This window comes from Pedobacter nyackensis (genome assembly GCF_900176505.1).
GTDB lineage: Bacteria > Bacteroidota > Bacteroidia > Sphingobacteriales > Sphingobacteriaceae > Pedobacter > Pedobacter nyackensis.
On sequence record NZ_FWYB01000008.1, the window covers coordinates 140,444 to 163,908 of the forward strand.

The window sequence follows — 23,465 nt, forward strand, 5'->3', positions numbered from 1 at the left end:
GGTGCAGATGTTATTTTATTTCCAATAAAATATTTTTTTAGCCTAAATTTGGCCGTTATACCTTAAAAGAAAACAAATCAATATGGGCAAATTCATATCTTATCTAAAGACCACCTCTTTTAGAAACAACCTTATCGCTGCTGTACTTACCGTCGTGGTGCTTTTAATGGTTGCTTTCTTTAGCTTAAGATATTATACGAAACATGGACAAGGATTAAACGTACCTGTTCTTAAAGGACTCGATTTTACCCAAGCCGTTAATAAGCTTGAAGAATTGGGACTTCGTTACGAAGTGGATTCGGTTTACATTATGGATTCGCCTCCGGGCATTGTTGTTGATCAGGATCCTAATGCAGGTACTTTTGTAAAATCGAATCGTACAATTTATCTGACCATTAATACTGCGCTTGCACCAAATGCGAAATTCCCGGATGTAGAATTAAAAACCCTGACAGAGGCACAGGCTTTAATTGAAAGCTTTGGATTAAAACTTGGTGACACTACTTATAAAGCTGACGTAAGTAGAGATGTGGTTTTACAGGCTACCTTTGGCGGACAAGTTATTAAACCAGGAGAAAGCCTGCCGAAAGGTTCAAGAATTGACCTGGTACTTGGTGATGGTAAAGGAAATGAAGAGGTCGAAATTCCACCACTAATTGGCTTGACAAAGGATGAGGCTATATTTGTACTTAGACAGGGGGCGCTAAATCTTGGTGTGATCAGTTATGAGGGCACAGTTACAGATTCAGCCAATGCGGTTGTCATCAGACAGGATCCTTTTGCAACAGATTCTTTGATTAAGATTAAAAAAGGCACTCCGGTTAACATCACCTTCTCCAACAAATAATATTTATTTTAGTATATGACTAACGAAAAGAAAAGCATGAAAACCAGTGTTAAAATTCTACTGGTAGGTTTACTGGCTATTTTAATAGTAGGTGGCTATTTTGGAATAAAATTTTATACTGTCTACTTCGCTCCAAACACAACTGGAAAAGCGAAATACCTATATGTAAGAACCGGTAGCAACCTTGATGGTTTGTTTGAGGAGATTCGCCGAAACGATGCTTTAACAGAGATCGGTACTTTTAGTCAGGCCGCCGCCAAAATGGATCTGGCCCGTGCTTTAAAACCAGGTCGCTATAAACTGACTAAAGGGATGAATAACCGCAGCATCATCAACATGCTGAAGTCTGGAAACCAGGATCCGGTAAAGCTTAAATTTCAAAACCTTAGAAAAAAGGAAAACTTTGCAGGTTATCTGTCCAACAACTTAGAACCGGATTCGTTGACTTTCATGAGTGTCCTTGATTCAGCTGCGCTGATAGAAAAATACGGATTCAATAAGGATAACAGCTATGTGATGTTTATTCCTAATACTTATGAAATGTACTGGAATGTAACTGCGTTGGAGTTTTTCGACAGGATGCATACCGAATATGAGAAGTTTTGGAACAGTGAACGTAAGCAAAAGGCAGCAGCATTAAACCTTACGCCTATTCAGGTTTCGATATTGGCTTCAATTGTTGATTCAGAGGCTTTATACGACAAAGAAATGCCAATTATCGCAGGTCTTTATTTAAACCGTTTGAACAAAGGTATTTTGCTCCAGGCAGATCCGACAGTGATTTTTGCAAACGATGATTTCACGGTAAAACGCGTAACCAATTCATTGTTAAAAGTACAATCGAAGTACAATACCTATAAATATGCAGGTTTGCCTCCGGGCCCTATCATGATGCCAAGTATCAATGCTATTGATGCGGTATTGAACAGGGAGCAGAACAACTATATCTACATGTGTGCGAAGGAAGATTTTTCGGGTTACCATAACTTTGCAGTTACTGTACAGGAGCATGAGCTGAACGCGAAGAAATACAGAGAGGCTTTAAACAAAAGAAACATTTTCAAATAGATGTATACACATAGTACGAAGGTTAGGGTGAGGTATGGTGAGACAGACCAGATGGGATATGTTTACTATGGTAATTATGCAGAATATTACGAGGTTGCAAGGGTAGAAATGCTGAGAAGCCTGGGCATGGATTATGCATCAATGGAAAATAATGGGGTAATGTTGCCCGTACTGGAACTGAACTGCAAATACATTAAGCCAGCCTTATACGATCAGGAGATCACGATTATAACCACCATTCAGGATTTACCTGGGGTTAGGATTCATTTTAAGTACGAATTATTTAACGATGCTGAGGAGCTTATCAACATAGGTAACACCACGTTAGTGTTTGTAGATATGATTAAGAACAGACCATGCGCTCCTCCTGAGAGTTTCCTGGAGAAATTAAGGGGATATTTTAACTAAATTTGATGGATGGATTGGGTACATAGGCAGCTATTAAAAATCAGGTATTATGCGTTGTTTATAGACTGGACAAAAGTATGTGTACTTCCCGGATTCAGTCCCCTGCCCCTTTACACCGTTGCTTCCTTCTTTTTCAAGGAGATTGGGAAAGATTCTTTAATCAATAAAGCTTCTTCGCTGGCCTATAACTTCATGTTGGCCTTATTTCCTGCTATTATCTTTTTGTTTACACTGATCCCTTTTATTCCTAAGCGTATAGGCTTCCAGGATCAACTGATGGAGTTTATCCAGCTGATATTACCTGGCGATGCCTTTAAAGCATTTGAAGCGACTTTAAATGAGATTGTCAACAAGCAGAATGGAGGGCTATTGTCGTTCGGTTTTGTTTTGTCACTGATTTTTGCCACCAATGGTGTGCATAGCCTTATGATGGCTTTTAACAAATCATCATTAATTATAGAGACCCGGAGCTGGATAAAGCAAAGATGGATTGCAATTGTGTTAACCATTACCATTGCCTTGTCGGTTATCATTTGTATCACAGCGATGTTTATTGGCGAGTATGCCTTAAATTACATCAACAATCAGTTAGGAATAAAGGGCAACTTCGTTACTTACCTGATTCAATTCACACGGTATTCGCTACTAGGTGTTTTATATTTCGCTACCATATCTATTTTATACCGCTACGGTCCTGCTCATGCGGCTAAGAAATGGCATTTTTTTAGTGCTGGAGCATGGTTGGCTACCATCCTTGCCTTTTTAACTATTCTAGGATTTTCATACTACATTAACAATTTCAGTTCCTACAATAAAATCTATGGTTCGATCAGCGTCTTAATAGTCCTGATGATCTGGCTTTACTTAAATTCTTTGATCTTATTAATCGGTTTTGAGCTGAACGCAAGTGTAGATTTGTCGAAACGCAGTGTAAAAATCATCAAGCCGAACTTCAATATGTTCAAAAAAACGGCCCCAATCGACCAAAAAATAGAGAAAAGATAATTTTTTCTATCTCAGTTTTAATACGTTACCCCCTTTTCAAAAAAATATCCTTTCCATAATTCGCAGAATCGATCAGAGTTTGTACTTTTGTCGCGGAGAGTTGGCAGAGTGGTCGATTGCGGCAGTCTTGAAAACTGTTGACTTGTCAAAGGGTCCGCGGGTTCGAATCCCCCACTCTCCGCATAAGGGGACTGGACTAATTTCCCGAGAGGGCTGCTCTACAAAGAGCAGCCCTTTTTCTTTAAGAATCAACAAGTTACATTCAAATTCCGGATTAATGAAAGGTGTTCTAAACACCCCCTCTTTAAATGTGAGTCCCTGTTTGAACACCTCATTAACAATCGCATGTTTCTGGCCCAACGAAGAATCCTTATAAACCTGGGGCAAGTTCAATAAGAAAGGCATTAATAACAATTCCTGATGTAAAGTATCTTCAAGAGTTTCCGAAAATCTATACGCTTCCATAAGACTGGCTTTTTCATTCTGGAATTTGACCATCCATCTTTTGTAGGTATGGTCAACGATGATGCCCTCAAACAGCTTCTCCTCTACCCCTTCAATCTTAAGATCAATTGCTTTAAGCTGCCCTTCCAGATTTTTTTTACGCTGTTCAGAAATATTTAACGTTCCTTTAGCCAGTGTGGTAACTCTACTAATTAGTTTATCCAGAAACTCCTGAGAAAAACTCAAATGTTTTAATAACACCTCAAATTTATCATGTAGTAAAGATCCCGGAATATTAACGTTACTATGCTTAATGCAGCGGTAATACAAATAATAAGCATTCTTGCCTTTACTCCAACCTGCAGTCATATTTAGATTACAGCAAGGACTTTTTAAAATCCCTCTCAATGGAAACTCATCCTTTGGTTTTGATTTCATCGCTCTTTTCGCCAGTCCCAGCATTTCCTGTACCCGATAATATTGAGATTCACTCACAATGCCCTTATGGATTCCTTTTACAATTTTCTCTGGGAGATTACCACTTGCACAAACCCTCACCAATCCAGCGTATAGTGGATTAATCAGAACACGGTGAATAGAACTATTGCCACTATTTGGAAAGCCCAATATTTTCACCTCTTTGGAAATGATAAACTTTGGAACCCCAGAAAGAAAATCACGATAGATTTTTTCAACGATATAGGCTTTGGTTTCATCTATTTCCAATACCATCTTCCCTCCTGCCAGCTTTCCATTTATATAACCATAAGGAGCCTTATTGATATAGCGACCTGATTCCTGTGCGTGCCTAGCACTCACTTTGGCCCTACGGCGAATGGTTAGTAGTTCTTGATTTGCAATAAGGTATTTAAACGCTCTTAAAAGAAATACTGAAGGGTCAGCAGTATCAATATCCAAAGGTTCACTGGTTGCAATTACTTTCAATCCATACTTTTTTTCCAATGATTCAATCTTTTGCAAAGCCTCCGGAAGATTCCGGCTGAAACGATCATGATCAAAAACGATAAGATATCTGACTTTAGTTTTGCCCTTATTGCCCTTTATAAAGCGCTCCAAGGCCTGATAATCCGGTCGGTCAAAGGTATAACTACTTTCCCCATCATCGACGAACAATGAGCCTAACAGGATGTGATTACGATCGCAATAATCTCTAATCGCCTTTTCTTGATAGTCAAGGGAATGTGTAGACTGATCCTTTTTACTTATCCTTATGTACCCGATTGCATCCATTTCTTATTTTCTTTACTATATTTTCTACCACCACTTCTGCTAATAAATTTAACAAATTATGTGCTATTCCTGAAGTATCCCCTTCTTTTTCAATCACATTAGCTCCGCATTCTCCTTTTATTTCCTTATGCTCTTTTGAAACAGCATTAGGAGTATGTATTAATGTTTCATCCATAGGCACCTTGATTTAGGATGCAATAGTAAAAATATTGAGATTCGAATTTCAGGGAGTTTTACGGGGTGTCCCCTAAGATTAGTAATTTTAGCCTGCCCCCCAAGTCGGGGAGGCAAGATTCGAACCAGTGACCTCCTGCTCCCAAAGCATACACTATACCGGACTACGCTACACCCCGAACTGAATATTAAACTACTCATTTAAGTAATTTTGTCGAGGTGGCAACTTATTATTATACGCCGTTTTAAATTGTTATTTCATTTGCTATCATTTCTGCTTGTTTTAAAACCGTCTCTGTCGCCAACATTTGCATATCAGGCGGATAACCGAACTTTCTTAGAATTCTCTTAACTGCAACTTTCAATTTAGCTTTTACGCTTTCCTTAATTGTCCAGTCAATAGATGCGTTTTGTCTTATGGTTTCTGTCAGCACAACCGCAAGTTCTCTCAGTTTATCTTGTTGCATGAGTTCTCTTGCACTGTCGTTATTGGCAACTGCTGTGTAAAAAGCATATTCAAAATCTGTCAAGCCCATTGTTTTGGCTTCATTGTCCATTTCAACAATATCCTTGCTTAAATTTATCAATTCTTCAATTACTTCAGCTGCTGTCAAGATTTTGCTGTGATACCTTTTGATGGAATTTTCCAGCATTTCTAAAAATGTCTTGCTTTTTACAAGGTTCTTTTTTGATCTTGATTTTATTTCATCGTTCAAAAGTTTCTTCAAAACTTCCAATGCAACATTTTTATGTTCCATTCCTTTTAGTTCCATTAAAAACTCTTCTGAAAGAATAGAAATATCGGGTTTCTTTATCCCTGCTGCATCAAATACATCAATCACCTTTTCAGAAACTAAAGCTTTGTCAATGACTTGTCGAATGGTTGTTTCAATTTCGTCGTCTGTTTTGCCTGAACCTGTACCGTCAAATTTTGCTAACCTTGCTTTTACTGCTTGAAAAAACGAAACTTCGTCTTTTGCATCCATTGCTTGATCATGAGGAATGGCAATAGCAAATGCTTTTGATAATGCTGTAACTTCGTTGATGTATCTCTTCTTTCCATCATCCAACCCTAAAACATGTTCTTCTGCAGCAAGAATCATAGATAGTTTTTTTGAAGTATCTGCTTCAAAATAGGTTTCATACTCAAAACCATGATACATTTGAGAAACAACTTCCAATTTCTCTAACATCAATTGAACTGCTTGTTCCTGAAGGATTGTTGGGTCGCCTTTACCACCAGCATCAGAATAAAATGCCAAAGCCTTTTTCAAGTCGGCTGCAATGCCCAAATAATCTACAATCAAACCGCCTGGCTTGTCCTTGTAAACTCGGTTTACTCGGGCAATGGCTTGCATCAGATTATGTCCTTTCATTGGTTTGTCAATGTAAAGGGTGTGCATACTTGGTGCGTCAAAACCTGTAAGCCACATATCCCGGACGATTACTAATTGTAATTCATCATCAGGATTTTTCATTCTTTCGGCTAAGGCTCTTCTTTGTTCTTTAGTGGTATGATGTTTTGAAATTTTCGGACCGTCAGAAGAAGCCGAAGTCATTATTACTTTAATAACACCTTTATTTAAATCGACAGAATGCCACTCTGGCTTTAAGGCGATAATTGCTTCATATAAATCGGCAGCAATTCTACGGCTCATTGAAACAATCATTCCTTTGCCATCAAACACTTCCTGTCTTTGACTAAAATGAGCAACAATGTCTTTGGCGATATTTGTTATTCGATTATTACTCCCAACCAAAGCTTCCAACTGTGTCCATTTTGCTTTTGCCTTTTGTGTATTACTTAGATCTTCCTGTTCCAGTTCATCATCAAGGTCATCAACCAATTGTTTGCCTTCTTCACTTAAATTCACTTTCGCCAAACGACTTTCGTAATAAATGCGAACGGTTGCCCCATCTTCAACGGCTTGGGCTATATCATAAATATCAACATAACTCCCAAAAACTGCAGGTGTGTTTACATCTGTATTTTCAATGGGTGTTCCTGTAAATCCCAAATATGTTGCATAAGGTAAAGCATCCCGCATATATTTTGCGAAGCCATAAACTATTTTCTTTCCTACTACATTTCCTTGTCCGTCTTTGGCATCAATCGTCTTCGCTTTAAATCCGTATTGTGTTCTATGTGCTTCGTCTGCAATTACAACGATGTTTTTTCTGTTAGAAAGCATTTCATAAACATTGCCTTCTTCGGGTTGAAATTTCTGAATGGTTGTAAATACCACACCGCCAGAAGCCACTTTCAGCAAGTCTTTTAATTGGTTTCTATCGTCTGCCTGAATGGGTTCTTGTCTCAGTAGTTGTTTGGATGCGGCAAAGGTATCAAACAGTTGGTCGTCCAAATCATTTCGGTCGGTAATGACAAGAATGGTTGGATTGTCTAATGCCAACACTATTTTACCTGTATAGAAAACCATAGATAATGATTTTCCGCTTCCTTGTGTATGCCAAACAACGCCACCTTTTCTATCGCCTATGGGTTGTTTTTTTACTCCCGGCAGTCCATAACTTTCTGGATCTTCCATGACCATGCTCACTGGCGTTGCGTGTTCTACAGTAAAGCCTGTTGCTCTCAAAGTTGACTCAACTGCTCTGTTTACGGCATAGTATTGATGATATGCCGCTATTTTTTTTACTGTTGATATTGTTGTGATACCAGTTTCTACATCTTGTTTTTTCGATTTTTCAAAAACAATAAAATGTCTGATTAAGTCAATTAGGGCCTCTTTGTTCAACATTCCTTGAATCAAAGTTTCTAATTGACTTACCAAATGAGATGCTTCGGCTTTTCCGTCTGACGATTTCCATGACATAAAGCGACTAAAACCCGCAGAAATTGAACCTGCTTTGGCTTCCAATCCATCAGAAATTATTACAAAACCATTGTAGGTAAATAATCCTGGAATAACCGTTTTGTATGTTTCCACTTGTTTAAATGCGGAATTACAGGTGGTCTTTTCATCCGCTGCATTTTTCAATTCAATTAATACTAATGGAATTCCATTTACAAAAAGAATGACATCAGGTCTTTTGTTGATTCCATTTTCAATAATTGTAAATTGATTAGCCACCACAAAATCGTTATTATGTGGATTTTTAAAATCAATCAACCAAACTCTATCGCCCCGGTCCTCACCATCTATACGCTTTGAAACGGAAATTCCTTCGGTTAATAAACGGTGAAATGTTTCATTGTTTATAAGTAACTCAGGCGAAACAATCCGCTGAATTTCTTTAATAGCTTCAGTTTGTGCATCCGCTGGAATACCATGGTTAATTCTCTTAACAGCAGTTTTCAGCCTGTTTAATAACAAAACTTGTGCATAGCTATCTCTTTCAGGATTTTCACCATCATGTGCAATATCGGGAGCATAGAGATATTCATAGCCAAGTTTATCGAGCAATTCAATGGCAAAGGCTTCTATAATATTTTCAGTTATACGAGACATATTATCAGATACTAATAATTGAGTTGGCTACCCTTTTTTCACCACCAATATGTGTAGTGTAAAAACGTTGTTCGATGCCCCAAAGAACAAACTTTAAATCATCATCTGTTTCTATTTTAAATTTCCCGTCTGCATAAGTAACTTGCCCATATTGGTTAGTATAATTATAGATAGCTTGTTTTTCGTCATCAGAAAACCGGTTCAAAGTTTCATTAACCAATGCAATCCGCTTTCTGTTGGGAATAGTTACATTCCCAGTTATAAAATTGTCGTTTACATCAAGAAATTCATTAGCTAAGAATGTTGCGGTTTCTGCATCAGTTGCCTCCCTGTACAATTGATCCATTCCTTTAAATATTTTTTGCGCTGCTGTCAGCTTTTTAAAATAAAGGATGTCCCTTAGCTTATCATAAATTGCATCAGCAAAGGGATTTATGGTTATTATTGGTTTGTTCGTTTCCAATGCTAACTCATCAATAGAAAACCATTTTTTACTGACATAAAAACTAGAGTTAATTATTTGGAAGAAATATAAGTCTTCTTGCACTGTACATATGAAGGAAAGCTTTTTCAGATCAGCCTTAGCTATTTGATCATGGTTTACGGAATCTAGATCATTGTCTATAAAATCAAATGAATATCCAGACTGAGAAAAGTCGGATAGTTGATATAATTCTTCATTTTCTATCAATGTTGCCGGATTGTATTCAACACCATTTAAGTTTAACTGTGCAGTATCATAAACCTCAGCTTCTGTCTCAATAACCCTGAAAATGCTCTGTTTTCTTTTTACTTTTCCGTAAATATAGTTTGCCATATCTTTATTTTGATTAGAGTTCGATAAATGTGTAGTTATTAATTCTTCTTAGTTTTTCAAAACCATTCTCTCCAGGCGTTTTCAATTGCCTTCTCGTGATTAAGAATATTTTGACACTACCTGATGTTTTTATAAAATAGAAATGATAACCAAAAAGCAAAAAAATCGGATTAAAATAAAGTGTCTGTGATAAGAATGTGAAAACGTAGATCATCATAAAAACCACAACTAAAGTAGGAACGTCATTTACACCGAGGGATACAAAAAAATATCCTAAATAAGTGGGTAAGAAATTATTATTTGCTAACTCAATTTCTTTAACCGAGCTGCTTTGCAATCTATCTTTAGGCAATCTCATTGCAATTAGAAAACTAAAAGCAGTTAAGATAATTGGTATTAACACAAAAATAACCCAAGAATAATAAGTAGGGAATTCATTCAAAAAATTGAACTTATATTTTTCTTTAACCAGAAAAACTACAGCTATCAACCAAGTTGAATTGAATGCTAAAAATAGTTGATACAAAGTTTTCATTATATTTAAAATTTACTGGAAAATGCATTTTTTATATTTTCTTTAATTTTTATCATTCTTCGATTATTTCACTTGCAGAAAAGGCGTTGTATTCATTAATGTATGCTTGCTTATCTACATTGAACAATATTTCGCTAGCTGAATAGGCATAGTTCCCCATTTCAAATTCGCTAAATGAATCATCCCAAAACTCGTTGAATTCTTCTGCATCCCTATAATTCAAGGTTTCTTCTAAGGTTTCTTTTTGCTTATGTGGATTTTCGTTTTCAAAATTCCGTATTAGGAAGCATGCAACAATTTCAACGGTAGTTATGAGAAATTCCTTGGTCAAAAAATCTATATTGTGATTTCTCAACTCTAATTCTTCAAGTGATTTACCATGTGAAGTTGAACCAATTGAAGTTCGTAAATTTCCAATTTGATGTACTATTGAAGACAATGACCCCCCAATAGTATTAATATAATTTTCTTTTTCAAACCCAATAGCCTCAAATGCAAACTTTACAAGTTTATTGACACTTTCATCTCCTACTAAAAGAATGGCTTTTTCTTTGCAAATTTGTTTTGATATACTTTCTAAAAGTGCTTTAGAATTTTCGGCACAAAGACTAAAGTCAGAATCAATGTGTGTTTCTATTCTTTCAACATACATTGTAAGAACAGCCCAACGCCCATATTGCTCTATTGTCTTTTTTAGCTTATTCATTATTGTTCAACTGTTACTTCACCAGTCATTAATTTTGGAAGTAATGAATCACGAAGTTTTATTAGTGTATTTATTTGAATATTATTTGCAATTATTTTCTGAATCAAAGGCTCTGCTTGTTCTGTCATCGCACCCAGTTCTTCAGGGCTCGGAATTAAAACTTTCGCTTCGTCCAAATCTCCACGTTTAATATGCCCCATTGTGGTTGCATGACTGGCAGCAATAGAAATAAACTCTGTTAAGTGATGTTTACACCACAAATAGTAAAACCATTTTGGATAATCTTCTGACGTTACTTTGAACAAATGCTGGTTTAGAATACAATCCTGTCCATCCCAAATTTTAACCATTAATGAAGCCGACCATGCAAAAATTACATCGCTATTCTTTACAATATATTCGGGTTTTATATCAGTGCTCACCCAATCTGAATTTTCACTAATGCCACTGCTTAATTCCTTAATTTTTAAAGCTGGAAGTTTATCTAAATCATTTTTCGGTGGAAATTTCTGACAAGCTAACCCATTTAAAAAGTTAGCCATTTCACTTAATGAACTAATAGCCCACTCATCATTTGCCTCCTCCAAAAACCACTGCCTAAACAACGTTTGCGCCATTTTTTCTAAGGCAGCATTCTGGCGTTCCAGCAAGTCTATTTTGTCGAATATTGCTTTGGCCGTCTGAACAATAAAATCGAATTCAGTTTTATTTGTAGGAATTGAAATATCAAGTTTTTTCAATAAATCAGTATCAAATTTTCCAGCTCCAATTCCAGTTTCCTCAAGAATATCATTTAATCCTTTTTTATTTCCTTGCAACCAAAAAAAAATGAAATCTTGTAGTTCAGGATTCTTTGCTCTAATAGCCTTTATATCTTGGTTGAAAGCAACAGGTTTTTCAACTATATTAATAGGAATGTCAATAAATAAACCACTCCCCCTAACTAAAAGTAAAATGTCTTTTTCAATCGCTAGCCGAGAACCATTTGCTAATCCATTTTCTGTTATAGTTAATTCAGAAGAACTTACCTGATAATCAGTCATGGTTTTTGCACTAATCCAAGGAATACTCCCACCCCAATAATCTTTTTTATCTTTTGATGGAGTCCCGCCAGAATACCAATTTGTTATGTCACCAAGTTTATATTCTTTCCACTCACTCATTGATTTTAATCTTTAAAAGGTTAGCAGAAATAATCTCATTTAATTGGGCTTCTTCTTTTAACTGTGCTTCCAGTTCAGCTTTCAATGCAGCAAACCGTTCTTTAAAATCAAAATCATATTCTTCATCAGGTAAGCCAACATATCTTCCAGGAGTTAAGATGTAGTCTAATTCTTTTACCCTACTTATTGGTGCAGAGGCACAAAAACCAGCAATATCTTCATATTTGCCCTCTAGGTTTCTCCAATTGTGATAAGTGTTCGTAATTTTGTCAATATCTTCCTGTGAAAGTTCTCGGGTTCTGCGGTTTATCAAATGTCCAAGGTTTCGGGCATCAATAAATAAAATTTCATTACTGCGGTCTCTGAATTTTCCGTTTCTACGGTTGCGGCTCATAAACCATAATGCAGCGGGAATTTGTGTATTTAAAAACAACTTGGCAGGCAAGTTTACAATGCAATCAATCAAACCGTTTTCAACTAAGGCTTTTCTTATATCGCCTTCGCCTGATGCTTTAGAGGTCAAAGAACCTTTTGCCAATACTACACCTGCTTGTCCACTTGGTGCTAGGTGATAAATAAAATGTTGCATCCAAGCAAAGTTGGCGTTGCCCGTTGGCGGAGTTCCATATTGCCAACGTCCATCTGTTCGCATTAAATCCCCCCCCCAATCACTCACGTTGAACGGTGGATTGGCAATAATGTAATCTGCTTTAAGGTCTTTGTGTGCATCGTTCAAAAAAGAACCTTCGTTATTCCATTTGACCTGAGAACTGTCAATACCCCGAATAGCCAAGTTCATTTTAGCCAAACGCCATGTAGTTTGGTTGCTTTCTTGTCCGTAAATAGAGATGTCGTTTACTTTTCCTTGGTGTTCGGTAACAAATTTTTCGGAGTGAACAAACATACCGCCCGAACCACAACAAGGGTCAAAAACTCTTCCTTTATATGGCTCCAGCATTTCAACCAATAACTCAACCACGCTTCTTGGTGTATAGAACTGCCCGCCTTTCTTGCCCTCTGCCAATGCAAACTCACCTAAAAAATATTCAAAAACATGTCCCAGCACATCAGCACTTCTTGATTTAGCATCACCCAAGGCAATGTTTCCAACAAGGTCAATCAATTCGCCCAAACTAGTAGGGTCAAGATTTTGTCGGGCAAATACTTTTGGCAATACACCTTTTAATGAAGCATTTTCTTTTTCAATGGCATCCATTGCGTCATCCACAAACTTTCCAATCTCTGGTTGTTTCGCTTTCGACTGCAAATAATGCCATCGGGCATCCTGAGGAACAAAGAATACATTTTCTGCCTTATATTCATCTTTGTCTTCAGGGTCAGCGCCATTTGCTTCCTCTGCTTTCAGTTTTGAATATAGTTCTTCAAAAGCATCAGAAATATATTTTAGAAAGATTAAACCCAAAACAATGTGTTTGTATTCAGCTGCATCAATATTCTTGCGGAGCTTGTCTGCAGTTTTCCACAATTGTTTCTCTAAAGGTTCTTCGTTCGTTGGTTTTTGTTTAGCCATTATTTATTAAATTCCTAATCGATTTTTGTCTCCTAAATTAAGTTTTTAATTCCTAATGTTACAATTTGTTAGCTCGGCAAACGAGATATAAACTTAAAAGATTCACAAGTAACACATTACATTATTCTGTAGAATAGACAACAATCTAGATAAAACTCTCCAAAAACTGAAAAATGAAAGTATATTGGATTTATATAAAGTAATCGAACAACGTTTAACATCTAAACTCTAAAAATATGGTCAGTAAAGAGGAATTGGCTAACATCGGGGTTTTTGATTTTGAAGCCTTCCAGAATTCATTTGATGTAAGCGATATTTTAATTGGTAATGGTTTTTCGATAAACCTATGCGGCCGCCTTAATTATGATTCATTGTGCAACCTTTTTAATCAGTCTGCGTCAAACGAAATCATTGAAATCTTTAAAGGATTTAACACTACCAATTTTGAGATAGTATTAGAAGCACTTTCTAATACTGAGAAAGTAGGGAATATACTTAAAAAAGACATGAAGATTGTAAGGGATTTAAAATCTCAACTTAAAAATGGACTGATCTCTACTATTCAAGCGACTCATCCTACAGCGGCCGAAATAAAAGATACAATGCTTAGATCTCTTGCAAAAGATTTCGAACCATTCACAGACATATACACTACAAACTACGATGTTTTTCTCTATAAAATTATTCTTGCCAGCAATATGCTAGTTGATCTCAAAAAAGAAAATTTCCACCAATTTAACGATGGTTTTTATGAAGACGTAGGAAGTGGTAAACTCGGATTTGTTGATTTCGATATTTATCCACGTAATTTGATTTATTTACACGGAGCATTGTTTCTTTTTGCTCCAAATGGCTACACATTTAAACTAAAAAAAATAGATGAAGGAATTGAATTTATAAAACTCATTAAACAGTTTTTGGATTATGACGAGTTCCCTATATATGTTGCTGAGGGTAAATCGGAAGATAAATGGGAAGCAATAAATAGCAATTATTACTTAAGATCAGCATACAACAGACTAAAGCATAGAAACTCTGAGACTCTAGTAGTATACGGTTTCTCATTCTCAAAATCCGATGACCATATTGTCAGTGCGATAAACGCATCAAAAACAAAACAAATTATAATTTCAATTAGACCTAAAGCTAAGCTTCAGGAAATTGAAAAGGAATTGAGCAGACTAAGACTTAAATTCCCAACAATAGAGGTGCTGTTTTTTAATTCAAACACCTTATTTACTTTTGATTATCCCATAAATTTTTACGGATAAAAAGTTTAAAGATTATGAACAATAATAAATTCAGGTACTCCCCAATTTACTCCCCATAATCCTATTCCATCCTATCCCACCTTTGGCTCATTCAAAAATGAATAGCCATGAACAACAACACAACAGAATTAAAAGGCCGTGAGTTTAACAGCCTCCGCTATCCAAAGATCAAAAGGATCATCACCACTCCACGCAAAAAAATCCGGCAAAATCTAAGGAGTTTTCTCCCTTTGAACCTGGAAAAGTTTGCAGAAACCCTGCCCATGAGCCAGCCCATTTCAAGACGAAATACAGGACTCAACCCAACCCTTTAAAAACAAATTGTATCACATTTATGAACCCGCCCTATCCTAAAGCGATTGGTGTACGCCGCCTGTTTTTTTTGCGGAGTGAAATGTACGTTTGTGATACAAACGGATTTCACTCCCGTTATCTCCCATAGTCGAAACGGCAGAAAAAAAACTCGGAACTCGTTTTTTTGACATGATTAAAGCATTAGGAAAGCGTAGCATAAAACACTTATGAACAGCAAAAATGCCAGAAGCAGTGAGCAAAAAAGAACCCAATGGATGCACATCAGACTAACGCCCGCAGAAGCTAAGAGAATCAATGAAAGGTTCAGGAAGACCACCAATAAAGACCTCAGCAGTTTTATCCGAAAAGTTTTAATGGATAAACCAGTTACTGTAATAACCCGCAACCAATCCTTTGATCAATTCATACAGGAAATGATCCTGCTTAAAAACGAACTAAGCGCTATTGGAAGCAACCTGAACCAGATCACTAAAAAAATCAACAGCCATGCGACCACACCAAGTGTAAAGCTCCTGATGGAAAATTATAGACTTGTTAAAGAAAACGTAGATACAAAAATTGCCGGAATCAAAAATAAGTTAAACCAATTTTCAGACACATGGTTGCAAGAATCATCAGCGGAAGAAGCATCAGAGGAGCAATAAACTACAATGAGCAGAAAGTGGAACAACATAAAGCCACATTTCTGATGGCAGAAAATTACCTCAAAGAAACTTATCGACTAAACCCAATGGAAAAGCTTTTCGTCTTACAGCACAGGGCAAAACTTAATGAACGGGTAAAGACCAATTGCGTTCACATCTCCTTAAACTTTGAAACGAATGAAAAGATTTCTGCTGAAAAAATGCAGGAGATTGCAAAGGACTACATGCAGCAGATCGGTTTTGCAACGCAACCTTACCTAATCTACAAACATGAAGATGCAAATCATCCCCACATGCATATCGTCACTACCAATATCCAGGCAGATGGGAACCGCATTAGTTTACACAATTTAGGACGTGACTTATCAGAAAAAGCCAGGCAGGAGATTGAATTAAAATACGGATTGATACAGGCTAAAGGACATGGGAAAGATCAAGACATCCCTACTATCAACCTTAGGGATCTAAAAAAGGCAATCTACGGTAAGGATGAAACCAAAAAGGTCATTACCCAAATTGTAAATACTGTCGTGCAGAAATACAACTACAGCAGCCTTGCCGAGTTGAATGCTGTACTCAGTAGGTTCAATATTCTGGCAGATCGTGGTCATGAAAAATCTGCGATGTACAACCAACAAGGGTTGTTATACCGCATCATTGATGATAAAGGCAACAAACTTGGTGTACCCATTAAAGCCAGCCGCATCGCTGGAAAACACACCCTTACCAGCCTTGAAAAACGCTTTAAAAAGAACAAAGGCAAACGCAAAATTTTGGGTGCTTCACTAAAACAGCGCATTAACCAAGTCTTACAAACCAATCCCAATCAGGATGTCTTTACCAAAACACTTATGCAACAAAAAATAGAGGTATTATACCGTACCAGTAAAGATGGACAAACTTATGGCATCACTTATATAGACCATGCAGGAAAATCCGTCTTTAACGGCAGTGAATTGGGTAAAGCCTACAGTGCAAAAACATTATTCGATGGCTTTAAAAAATCCGTTGAGCTGAAACCTCTGGCACAACCAATGACGCACCCCATAAGTTCAGGTACAACACAACTCAAACCGCCTCAAAGTGTGAAGCAACATACTCCACAATCCTTTCTGGAACCTAAAGCACCTACTAATTATTTAGACATCCTGCTCGGAAAAACGGAACAGGATTATACCACAACTATTCCAGGTAAAAGAAAAAAGCGAAAAAAACGCAATCAGCAAACCCCTCAACAAACCCTATAAAATCACGATATTATGAACACCGGCGAGGACACAAAAGGATTACGCAAAATCCTGGACTTTACAAGGCTGATCAGTCTATTTATACTAAGCATACATTTCTATATTATCTGTTATAAGGCCTTCAAGTATTGGGGCTGGACAGCTGATATTACTGATCGTATCATCAGCAATATAGCAAAGACTGGCCTGTTTAACGGCATACTCAAACCTAAATTGGCTGGACTCTTGTTTCTGCTCATATCCTTATTGGGTGCAAAAGGTAAAAAGGACGAGAAAATCCAAAAGAATAGTATTATTGCCTATCTCTTATGGGGCTTACTGATATATCTGCTTAGTCCGCTGATGTTTTACCTTTCTTTTAGCATACCCCTCATAGCTGGCCTATATATCATGCTATCCAGCATCGGGTATTTACTCATCCTCACTGGTGGCACTTGGTTGAGCAGGTTAATTAAAAACAACCTAACTAATGATGTATTCAATTCAGATAATGAAACTTTCCCGCAAGAAGAACGACTGCTAAAAAACGAATATTCTTTTAACCTACCCACCAAATACAATTTAAAGGGGAAGATCCGTGATGGCTGGATCAATTGTGTAAATCCTTTCAGGAGTATACTGGTTGCTGGAAGCGGTGGCGCAGGAAAAACCTATTTTGTGATTCGCCACATCCTTGATCAGCAACTAAAAAAAGGATTTAGCCTGTTTTTATATGACTTCAAGTATGACGACTTAACAAAAATGGCCTATAACAAGCTACTAAAATACCAACATAATTATAAGCTGAAGCCTAAGTTTTATGTCATTAACTTTGAAGACCTTTGCCGAACTCACCGCTGTAACCCACTAGACCCTAGCGGCATGGAGGACATCACCGATGCAACAGAAGCCAGCCGAACGATTATGATGGGACTTAACCGGGACTGGCTAAAGAAACAAGGTGACTTTTTTGTAGAATCCCCCATCAATTTCCTAACGGCAGTAATATGGTACCTGCGTAAATATGAAAATGGCAAGTATTGCACTTTGCCACATGTGATAGAACTCATGCAGGCGGATTATGATCCTCTATTTGCCGTTTTACAAACACAAGAGGAAATTAAGGTTTTGATCAACCCTTTCATTTCTGCCTTGCGAAACAATGCCCAGGCTCAGCTTGAGGGGCAAATTGCTTCTGCTAAGATTGGTCTGGCAAGGCTAGCTTCCCCGGCTTTGTATTATGTTTTGACTGGTAATGATTTTACACTAGATATCAACAATCCTGCAGCACCTAAGATTGTTTGCATGGGGAACAATCCGCAGAAGATTGACACCTACGGAGCAGTACTTTCGCTGTATGTGAACCGCATGTTAAAGCTGATCAACAAAAAAGGGAAACAAAAATGCAGCCTGATCTTTGATGAATATCCTACTTTAGTTGCCAATTTGATTACGACAATCAGCACTGGCAGAAGTAATTTGATATCCTGTACAATCGGCATCCAGAGTATAGAACAGGTAAAAAAGGAATACGGTGCCGAACAGGCAGAAATTATTGCGGGAATCTGTGCCAATATCATCAGTGGGCAGGTTTCAGGTGATAGTGCAAAGAAACTGTCTGAGACTTTTGGTAAAATCATGCAGGACAGGCAAAGCATGAGCATTAACAGTTCGGATATTTCTATTTCTAAATCCACACAAATGGATTATGCTATTCCTGCTTCCAAAATTGCAACGTTATCTTCGGGTGAATTTGTGGGGATTGTAGCAGATAGCCCCGATGAGAAAATCCCACAAAAGATGTTTCATGGGGAGATACAGAATGACCATCAAACTATTTCCGATGAGGAGGCGAACTATAAATCGCTCCCATTGATCCAGGTGGTTACCGATGAAGATGTGAGAGAAAATTACCTAAAGGTAAAAAAAGATGTACAGCATTTGATGGAGCTAGAACTAAAGAAGATTAAGGATAGTCAGCTTAAGAAAAAGAAAAAAGAGAAGAACAGAAAATCCGTTGCTAACGCAAGCAGTAATAAAGTGAAAACACAGCAAAAGGGAATGTCCGTGTAATTTTTTTGTCCCAGAATCATTATAAATGTTCGTTTTTCTGTAACGCAAATTATCTTAAACTCATCATCAAAAACTAAAAACCTAGTTTGAATTATGGAATGAGTTTATGATAATCAGTTGTAAAAATGAGTTTAGAAAAATGAAATTTAAGAAGCCATATAACAAGTATAGCGCTAATATTTTCGAGCCTAACCTATTATCAATTAGTCAGGGAATAATGATATTCTAATTGCCCGCCATGGACATAGATAGAATACCAGATTACAATTGACCATGGAAAATTGTGCTAATTTAGGAATATTTATTAGCGAGTGGGAATCAGTGGAACTCGTTACATACAATAGGGACTTTCAGTGCTCCCTCGGTGAAAGGTATTATAGTGAAAAAACAATGATTCCATTAATTACTATTTTCTACTTAAAGTTTAAAAACTACGTATTTAACTACCCTATCAATTTCTATTTTGCAAACCTTTTATAGCTTTAATTAATTGTTCTTTGTTACTTGGCCTAGGGGCCTCCAAGGTTGAAACATTCCCTTTTTTATCTATGAGCACATAACTTGGAAACGCAGCAACAGACAACCTGGTTTCCAAAAGTTTCTGTTGTGAATCTGGAAGCCGATAGTGCACCATGTTTCTACCACTAAGTTTAAACTCTTGAATTACAGTTTTCCAGTCATTCTCTGGAGACCTACTGGCAAAATAGATGAATATCACTTCTTCGAATTCAGGATTTTGCTTTATATTTTTTACAAATGCTAGCTCTCGTAAACAAGGCTCACACCAACTGCCCCAGAAATCAATATATATTACCTTTCCTAAATACGGCGCAACTAAATCATGTAATAGTGAATCTGCATTTTTTGCTCCTCTCAAATGATTCGTGTTTATCAGACTTTGCTGATAATTAAAATCACCTTCCGGCATCTTTATTAAGTAGGACTGATATTCACTTAGGATAGAAGTAATAGCTGAAGATCTTAGGCTTGCAGAAAACTTTTTAAGTAGTGAAGATGGTAAAGGTGTTTTATTACTTTCGAAGTAGGCATAAATTGCCTGTCCAACTAACAATCTTCGGGTATCTTCATCAACAATCTCTTGTTTTAATGAACGAAGTTTATGGTCTAATAACGTAATACCAGCTAATAATCCAGCGGATTCATTAACCTGCTGACTATATTTAGCTTCTAAATTATTAACTATATTTAATTCGCTGATCGTTATGCTTTTAGTTAATTGTGCAGCTTTAACTGGATCAATAATTAGAAGACTATCACGCTCCCATACTCTTCTAACAATTTCACGATTATTTTCAGGAACGCTAATAATATTGTTTTCAATTAGATGTGATAACAGAAAGCTATTTTGTATGGTTATTGAAGAATCTTTTTGCTCAGTATAATCCAAATAATTTTTCCTTAAGAAAAAGAATTCTCCACTAATACTCGACGGTTTATAAGAAGATTTAAAGAGCGAATCCCGAACATATAATAAATATTCTTCAGGTAGCTGCTCTATTTGCCTATTTGTAAAGTTGAACTGCTTTTGCATCAACTCCATGCCAATTCGAGACTTGTTGTAATTTTGAATAAAGTGTTTAAACTTTGTTGAAGCAAAGGGATTAAACCGAAGGTAGTTTTCAAATTTAAGATTGGCCCTTGCCAATTGGCTGCGTTTAGCATTTAAATATTCGAGCCCCTGAAGCTTTTTATATTTAAGTTCTAGATTTTCATCTTCGAGAAAACCTTCTTCATAGGGCTGGTAATTACTCAATTCATTGTGCAGGCGATCATTCGTTCCCATAACCAATGGCTGTTGATGTCTTAAGTCATAAAAAAAGAAAAGATCTTCACCAGGTTCAATAACATCGATCCTCCTCAAAGTATCACACTCAAGCATTACTTCGCTAGTGTTTAGCAGCGGAATAGTTATGCTAAATCTGCCAGCTGAATCAATGTCGGCATATAGCATTTTATAATCGCCCTTAATTAAGTCCATGTAACCAATAGAGAACTGTTTGACGGACGATTTACCATGTACATAACCTGTAATGGTAGCATTTTCTGAGATCTGGAAGTGTGTATCTTTGAAAGTAGTTACATCCTTGGTATTGTGGGATGGGAGCTTATTTCCAACCAATCTGTAGTTTATGGGAGTACTATTTGCTTCGGCTATCTTTAATACACTGTCACCTATCTTACTAATATTTAATTTTAATAGAAGCTTACCATTTCTTAATACCGCCGAGCCCTTATAATTTGAAAAAGTCAAATTCTCATATTTCCAGATCTTATTGTCGTAGATTGCAAAACTTTCAAAAAAACCAAATACCCATTTGTTGCTAATTGTGTTATACCAGTTCCCTGTAATTGCCATGATCGCTGGATTTACATGGGGCCGATGCTGGCAAATATTAGGGTTTGCTCTAGAAGAGCTAGTAAAAAATAGCACAATAAAAAATGTTAGAATTAATTTCATTAAGCGGAATTTGAATAAGTAAGATAGTTATATTTTCAACATCGTAATTCAACTTAATATAATCAAACATAATAATGGCTTCTATTTGGTAGCAGGCTGTGATTTCGATTTCTTTAACCACAAAACAAGAAATATTTCCAAAGGAATTACAATCAAAAAACGGTCTGTTGCTGAGATCATGCAAAAGGCTGATATTAGTAAAGCCATATACTACTGATATTTAAAGTGTCAAATCCTAAATCTATTTAGGCGACAGCGTCTTTTTTGAGGGTAGTCGATCTGCGCCTGATCCTACGCTCACCATTAGTAGTTTTGTATTTTTCCTTTATCAAGCCATCCTGGTATTGTGAAATTTTTTGCTTTTGGATGCCCGGCAAAGCAATGTCTAAGGGCTTTGGTAGCATGATAACAGCGATTAATCAGATCTAATTGCATTTCATAATATTTGAGGTCGTAGTTGTTTTCGGTTATTTTATGAGCAGGAGTTTGCCTCTGTTTTCTAACATCTCGAAATTCGTCAAAAAGCATTTTCATGCCTTTCGGGTCACTTCCTGTTAGTCCTGCTTTTAGCCAGTCTTCAAATAGGCGAATGGTACCTTTAGCTTTTCGCTCAGTTATCCCACCTTTTCCTTCAATGGTTTCTTCGAAGTCTACCTTGCCTTTGAAAAAATCTTTATTAATGTTATCGGAAATCATTTTGTCAAGTAGGGAAACGAAGTCCAGGTAATTCTTCAAAGTCGGTGAAAAAAATGGTGTGAATTCTTTAGGACGGTTATCAGGATCATACACTGTGCGGAATAATGGCTTCCCAAAAATATGTTCTGATAATTGGTTCAAGCAATTCTGTTCGCCAATAAAGGCCGTGAATACGCTGTATGAGCTAGTCCATTTACCAAGTATGATATTTTCATAATATGCCTGTGCGACTTTACCTTTCTTGCTGTATTTCTTACTTTTCCAATACATCTGCTGATCTTCTGAAAGATCTTTTAAATAGCATAATGGTACCACTGTTAATCGTTCTCCGTTCTCTCCGTACCCTAGACCAAAACTTTTTAAAAACAACTCATCCTCCTCCCGAACAAGAGGCTTTTCTGTCTCATCGTAATGACAATAAATAGAACCAGAATAGTTATTAAAACGAAAATCATATCTTGGATCATTTGCATACCTTTCCAGTACCTCAATGTGAAAATACATCAATGATAATTGTGGTTCTGCGAGCGCCAACTGTTTAGTATAGTAAGCATCACCAAATTGAATCAGGTTTCTGTGTGCTTTCAAATATGATTGCGATGGATAAAGACAAATTGGAAATTCAGTTTCTTCCATTGCCAGAGTAATGCCACCAAGTTTTTGATATTTAACCTTTGTATCTTTTGCTTGGTCAAGTGCCCAAACCTGTTTAGAGGTTTCAAAGTGTTGAAATCCGATAATGTGAGGATTGGTGCTACTCTGAATACTTATATCCCCGTTTTTAATCCCTTCTTTTATAAAACCAATAGATTTTTTGTAACTGATTCCAAGTTTTTCTGAGATATCGCGCAAGGGTATCCCATTGAAATCAGACGATTCGATGAAAAAGTCGTAAACCAAGCTGACAATTGTATTTACAACATTCACATTATTGTTTTGCATAGGGTAAGATAACTATCTATTAGAAATTTTCCACATTTATGAATAAAATTCTGATTGTCGTACTGATGCAAATCAGCCCCTCCCCCCCATTATGCTTTTTGAATCTTCATCCTCTTTTGGCAGGACCAACAGTGTTAAAGTTTACTGTTAGTCATGTGGATCCTAATATGATGTTTGGATCTCTATGCATTTTATTCATAGTTCGGTGCCGCTATTTGCCGCTTCGTTTTATATTCTATTATACACTATAAACACTCATCGCAATTCGTATCGAAAAACGGTCGTTTTTCGAGAATACAATGGTAAACGGCAAAATACTGTTAAAGAATTCCTGCAATTTATTATTAAAGTTCACAATATATTCGTGCTTAAAAAGCTTATAAAGGGATCACTTAATTTA

At 36.7% G+C, this 23,465-nt stretch carries 18 protein-coding genes, 1 tRNA gene and 1 pseudogene; 10 read left to right on the top strand and 10 right to left on the bottom strand.

What is annotated here, in order from left to right; genetic code table 11:
* Positions 1-82 precede the first annotated feature (82 nt).
* The 5 genes from B9A18_RS15470 (at position 83) to B9A18_RS15490 (ending at position 3,509) form a co-directional block, all read left to right on the top strand.
* Positions 83-847 carry a PASTA domain-containing protein gene (locus B9A18_RS15470; RefSeq protein WP_084290230.1) on the top strand — a complete coding sequence of 255 codons (765 nt, stop codon included), beginning with the start codon at positions 83-85 and terminating at the stop codon, positions 845-847.
* 15 nt (positions 848-862) lie between these two features.
* Complete coding sequence (mltG, locus tag B9A18_RS15475) at positions 863-1,915, top strand: endolytic transglycosylase MltG (RefSeq protein WP_084290231.1); 1,053 nt, start codon at positions 863-865, stop codon at positions 1,913-1,915.
* A complete protein-coding gene (locus B9A18_RS15480; protein WP_084290232.1) occupies positions 1,916-2,323 on the top strand; it encodes an acyl-CoA thioesterase in 408 nt (135 codons plus the stop codon). It begins immediately after the preceding gene.
* A gap of 9 nt (positions 2,324-2,332) precedes the next feature.
* Complete coding sequence (locus B9A18_RS15485) at positions 2,333-3,328, top strand: YihY/virulence factor BrkB family protein (RefSeq protein ID WP_084290233.1); 996 nt, start codon at positions 2,333-2,335, stop codon at positions 3,326-3,328.
* Positions 3,329-3,422: 94 nt separating this feature from the next.
* Positions 3,423-3,509: transfer RNA gene (locus B9A18_RS15490), tRNA-Ser, on the top strand.
* A 731-nt stretch (positions 3,510-4,240) separates the two neighbouring features.
* Here B9A18_RS15490 and B9A18_RS25655 read toward each other — a convergent pair.
* The 8 genes and pseudogenes from B9A18_RS25655 to B9A18_RS15530 all read right to left on the bottom strand — a co-directional run.
* Positions 4,241-5,023, bottom strand: a pseudogene (locus B9A18_RS25655) (recombinase family protein); the annotation flags it as partial.
* Positions 4,992-5,198, bottom strand: coding sequence for a hypothetical protein (locus tag B9A18_RS15500; RefSeq protein ID WP_084290234.1), 207 nt, complete (start codon positions 5,196-5,198; stop codon positions 4,992-4,994). The gene B9A18_RS15500 and the pseudogene B9A18_RS25655, both read right to left, overlap by 32 nt.
* A gap of 244 nt (positions 5,199-5,442) precedes the next feature.
* The gene (locus B9A18_RS15505) at positions 5,443-8,667 is read right to left on the bottom strand and encodes a type I restriction endonuclease subunit R (protein WP_084290235.1); all 3,225 of its coding nucleotides are present in this window, start codon (positions 8,665-8,667) and stop codon (positions 5,443-5,445) included.
* 4 nt (positions 8,668-8,671) lie between these two features.
* Positions 8,672-9,484, bottom strand: coding sequence for a hypothetical protein (locus B9A18_RS15510; protein ID WP_084290236.1), 813 nt, complete (start codon positions 9,482-9,484; stop codon positions 8,672-8,674).
* A 13-nt stretch (positions 9,485-9,497) separates the two neighbouring features.
* Positions 9,498-10,019: a hypothetical protein gene (locus B9A18_RS15515; protein ID WP_200816373.1), complete on the bottom strand. Its 522-nt coding sequence runs from the start codon at positions 10,017-10,019 to the stop codon at positions 9,498-9,500.
* Positions 10,020-10,071: 52 nt separating this feature from the next.
* Positions 10,072-10,725, bottom strand: a complete 654-nt coding sequence (locus B9A18_RS15520) for an abortive infection family protein (protein WP_084290238.1) — start codon at positions 10,723-10,725, stop codon at positions 10,072-10,074.
* A complete protein-coding gene (locus tag B9A18_RS15525) occupies positions 10,725-11,888 on the bottom strand; it encodes a restriction endonuclease subunit S (RefSeq protein ID WP_084290239.1) in 1,164 nt (387 codons plus the stop codon). Before B9A18_RS15525 ends, B9A18_RS15520 begins: the two co-directional genes overlap by 1 nt.
* A complete protein-coding gene (locus B9A18_RS15530; RefSeq protein ID WP_084290240.1) occupies positions 11,881-13,419 on the bottom strand; it encodes a type I restriction-modification system subunit M in 1,539 nt (512 codons plus the stop codon). The genes B9A18_RS15525 and B9A18_RS15530 overlap by 8 nt, the downstream gene beginning before the upstream one ends.
* A gap of 236 nt (positions 13,420-13,655) precedes the next feature.
* On the opposite strand from B9A18_RS15530, the gene B9A18_RS15535 reads away from it, so the two are divergent.
* The 5 genes from B9A18_RS15535 (at position 13,656) to mobC (ending at position 18,948) form a co-directional block, all read left to right on the top strand.
* On the top strand, positions 13,656-14,690 hold the full coding sequence (locus B9A18_RS15535) for a DUF4917 family protein (RefSeq protein ID WP_084290241.1): 1,035 nt from the start codon (positions 13,656-13,658) through the stop codon (positions 14,688-14,690).
* Between the two features lie 107 nt (positions 14,691-14,797).
* Complete coding sequence (locus B9A18_RS15540) at positions 14,798-15,004, top strand: hypothetical protein (protein WP_084290242.1); 207 nt, start codon at positions 14,798-14,800, stop codon at positions 15,002-15,004.
* Between the two features lie 207 nt (positions 15,005-15,211).
* A complete protein-coding gene (locus tag B9A18_RS15545; protein ID WP_084290243.1) occupies positions 15,212-15,649 on the top strand; it encodes a plasmid mobilization protein in 438 nt (145 codons plus the stop codon).
* Positions 15,604-16,896: a relaxase/mobilization nuclease domain-containing protein gene (locus B9A18_RS15550; protein ID WP_084290244.1), complete on the top strand. Its 1,293-nt coding sequence runs from the start codon at positions 15,604-15,606 to the stop codon at positions 16,894-16,896. Before B9A18_RS15545 ends, B9A18_RS15550 begins: the two co-directional genes overlap by 46 nt.
* Before the next feature lie 12 nt (positions 16,897-16,908).
* Positions 16,909-18,948 carry a conjugal transfer protein MobC gene (mobC, locus tag B9A18_RS15555; RefSeq protein WP_084290245.1) on the top strand — a complete coding sequence of 680 codons (2,040 nt, stop codon included), beginning with the start codon at positions 16,909-16,911 and terminating at the stop codon, positions 18,946-18,948.
* A gap of 451 nt (positions 18,949-19,399) precedes the next feature.
* Here mobC and B9A18_RS15560 read toward each other — a convergent pair whose 3' ends face one another.
* Both B9A18_RS15560 and B9A18_RS15570 read right to left on the bottom strand, forming a co-directional pair.
* On the bottom strand, positions 19,400-21,427 hold the full coding sequence (locus B9A18_RS15560) for a TlpA family protein disulfide reductase (protein ID WP_084290246.1): 2,028 nt from the start codon (positions 21,425-21,427) through the stop codon (positions 19,400-19,402).
* 303 nt (positions 21,428-21,730) lie between these two features.
* Positions 21,731-23,065 (bottom strand): hypothetical protein, encoded by a 1,335-nt coding sequence (locus tag B9A18_RS15570; RefSeq protein WP_084290248.1) that lies wholly within the window; start codon positions 23,063-23,065, stop codon positions 21,731-21,733.
* Positions 23,066-23,465 lie beyond the last annotated feature (400 nt).

Excerpts from the sequence above, each read along its gene's own strand:
- B9A18_RS15470 (WP_084290230.1), top strand. The coding sequence starts at position 83 with ATGGGCAAATTCATATCTTATCTAAAGACCACCTCTTTTAGAAACAAC.
- mltG (WP_084290231.1), top strand. The coding sequence starts at position 863 with ATGACTAACGAAAAGAAAAGCATGAAAACCAGTGTTAAAATTCTACTG.
- B9A18_RS15480 (WP_084290232.1), top strand. The coding sequence starts at position 1,916 with ATGTATACACATAGTACGAAGGTTAGGGTGAGGTATGGTGAGACAGAC.
- B9A18_RS15485 (WP_084290233.1), top strand. The coding sequence starts at position 2,333 with ATGGATTGGGTACATAGGCAGCTATTAAAAATCAGGTATTATGCGTTG.
- B9A18_RS15500 (WP_084290234.1), bottom strand. The coding sequence starts at position 5,198 with ATGGATGAAACATTAATACATACTCCTAATGCTGTTTCAAAAGAGCAT.
- B9A18_RS15505 (WP_084290235.1), bottom strand. The coding sequence starts at position 8,667 with ATGTCTCGTATAACTGAAAATATTATAGAAGCCTTTGCCATTGAATTG.
- B9A18_RS15510 (WP_084290236.1), bottom strand. The coding sequence starts at position 9,484 with ATGGCAAACTATATTTACGGAAAAGTAAAAAGAAAACAGAGCATTTTC.
- B9A18_RS15515 (WP_200816373.1), bottom strand. The coding sequence starts at position 10,019 with ATGAAAACTTTGTATCAACTATTTTTAGCATTCAATTCAACTTGGTTG.
- B9A18_RS15520 (WP_084290238.1), bottom strand. The coding sequence starts at position 10,725 with ATGAATAAGCTAAAAAAGACAATAGAGCAATATGGGCGTTGGGCTGTT.
- B9A18_RS15525 (WP_084290239.1), bottom strand. The coding sequence starts at position 11,888 with ATGAGTGAGTGGAAAGAATATAAACTTGGTGACATAACAAATTGGTAT.
- B9A18_RS15530 (WP_084290240.1), bottom strand. The coding sequence starts at position 13,419 with ATGGCTAAACAAAAACCAACGAACGAAGAACCTTTAGAGAAACAATTG.
- B9A18_RS15535 (WP_084290241.1), top strand. The coding sequence starts at position 13,656 with ATGGTCAGTAAAGAGGAATTGGCTAACATCGGGGTTTTTGATTTTGAA.
- B9A18_RS15540 (WP_084290242.1), top strand. The coding sequence starts at position 14,798 with ATGAACAACAACACAACAGAATTAAAAGGCCGTGAGTTTAACAGCCTC.
- B9A18_RS15545 (WP_084290243.1), top strand. The coding sequence starts at position 15,212 with ATGAACAGCAAAAATGCCAGAAGCAGTGAGCAAAAAAGAACCCAATGG.
- B9A18_RS15550 (WP_084290244.1), top strand. The coding sequence starts at position 15,604 with ATGGTTGCAAGAATCATCAGCGGAAGAAGCATCAGAGGAGCAATAAAC.
- mobC (WP_084290245.1), top strand. The coding sequence starts at position 16,909 with ATGAACACCGGCGAGGACACAAAAGGATTACGCAAAATCCTGGACTTT.
- B9A18_RS15560 (WP_084290246.1), bottom strand. The coding sequence starts at position 21,427 with ATGAAATTAATTCTAACATTTTTTATTGTGCTATTTTTTACTAGCTCT.
- B9A18_RS15570 (WP_084290248.1), bottom strand. The coding sequence starts at position 23,065 with ATGCAAAACAATAATGTGAATGTTGTAAATACAATTGTCAGCTTGGTT.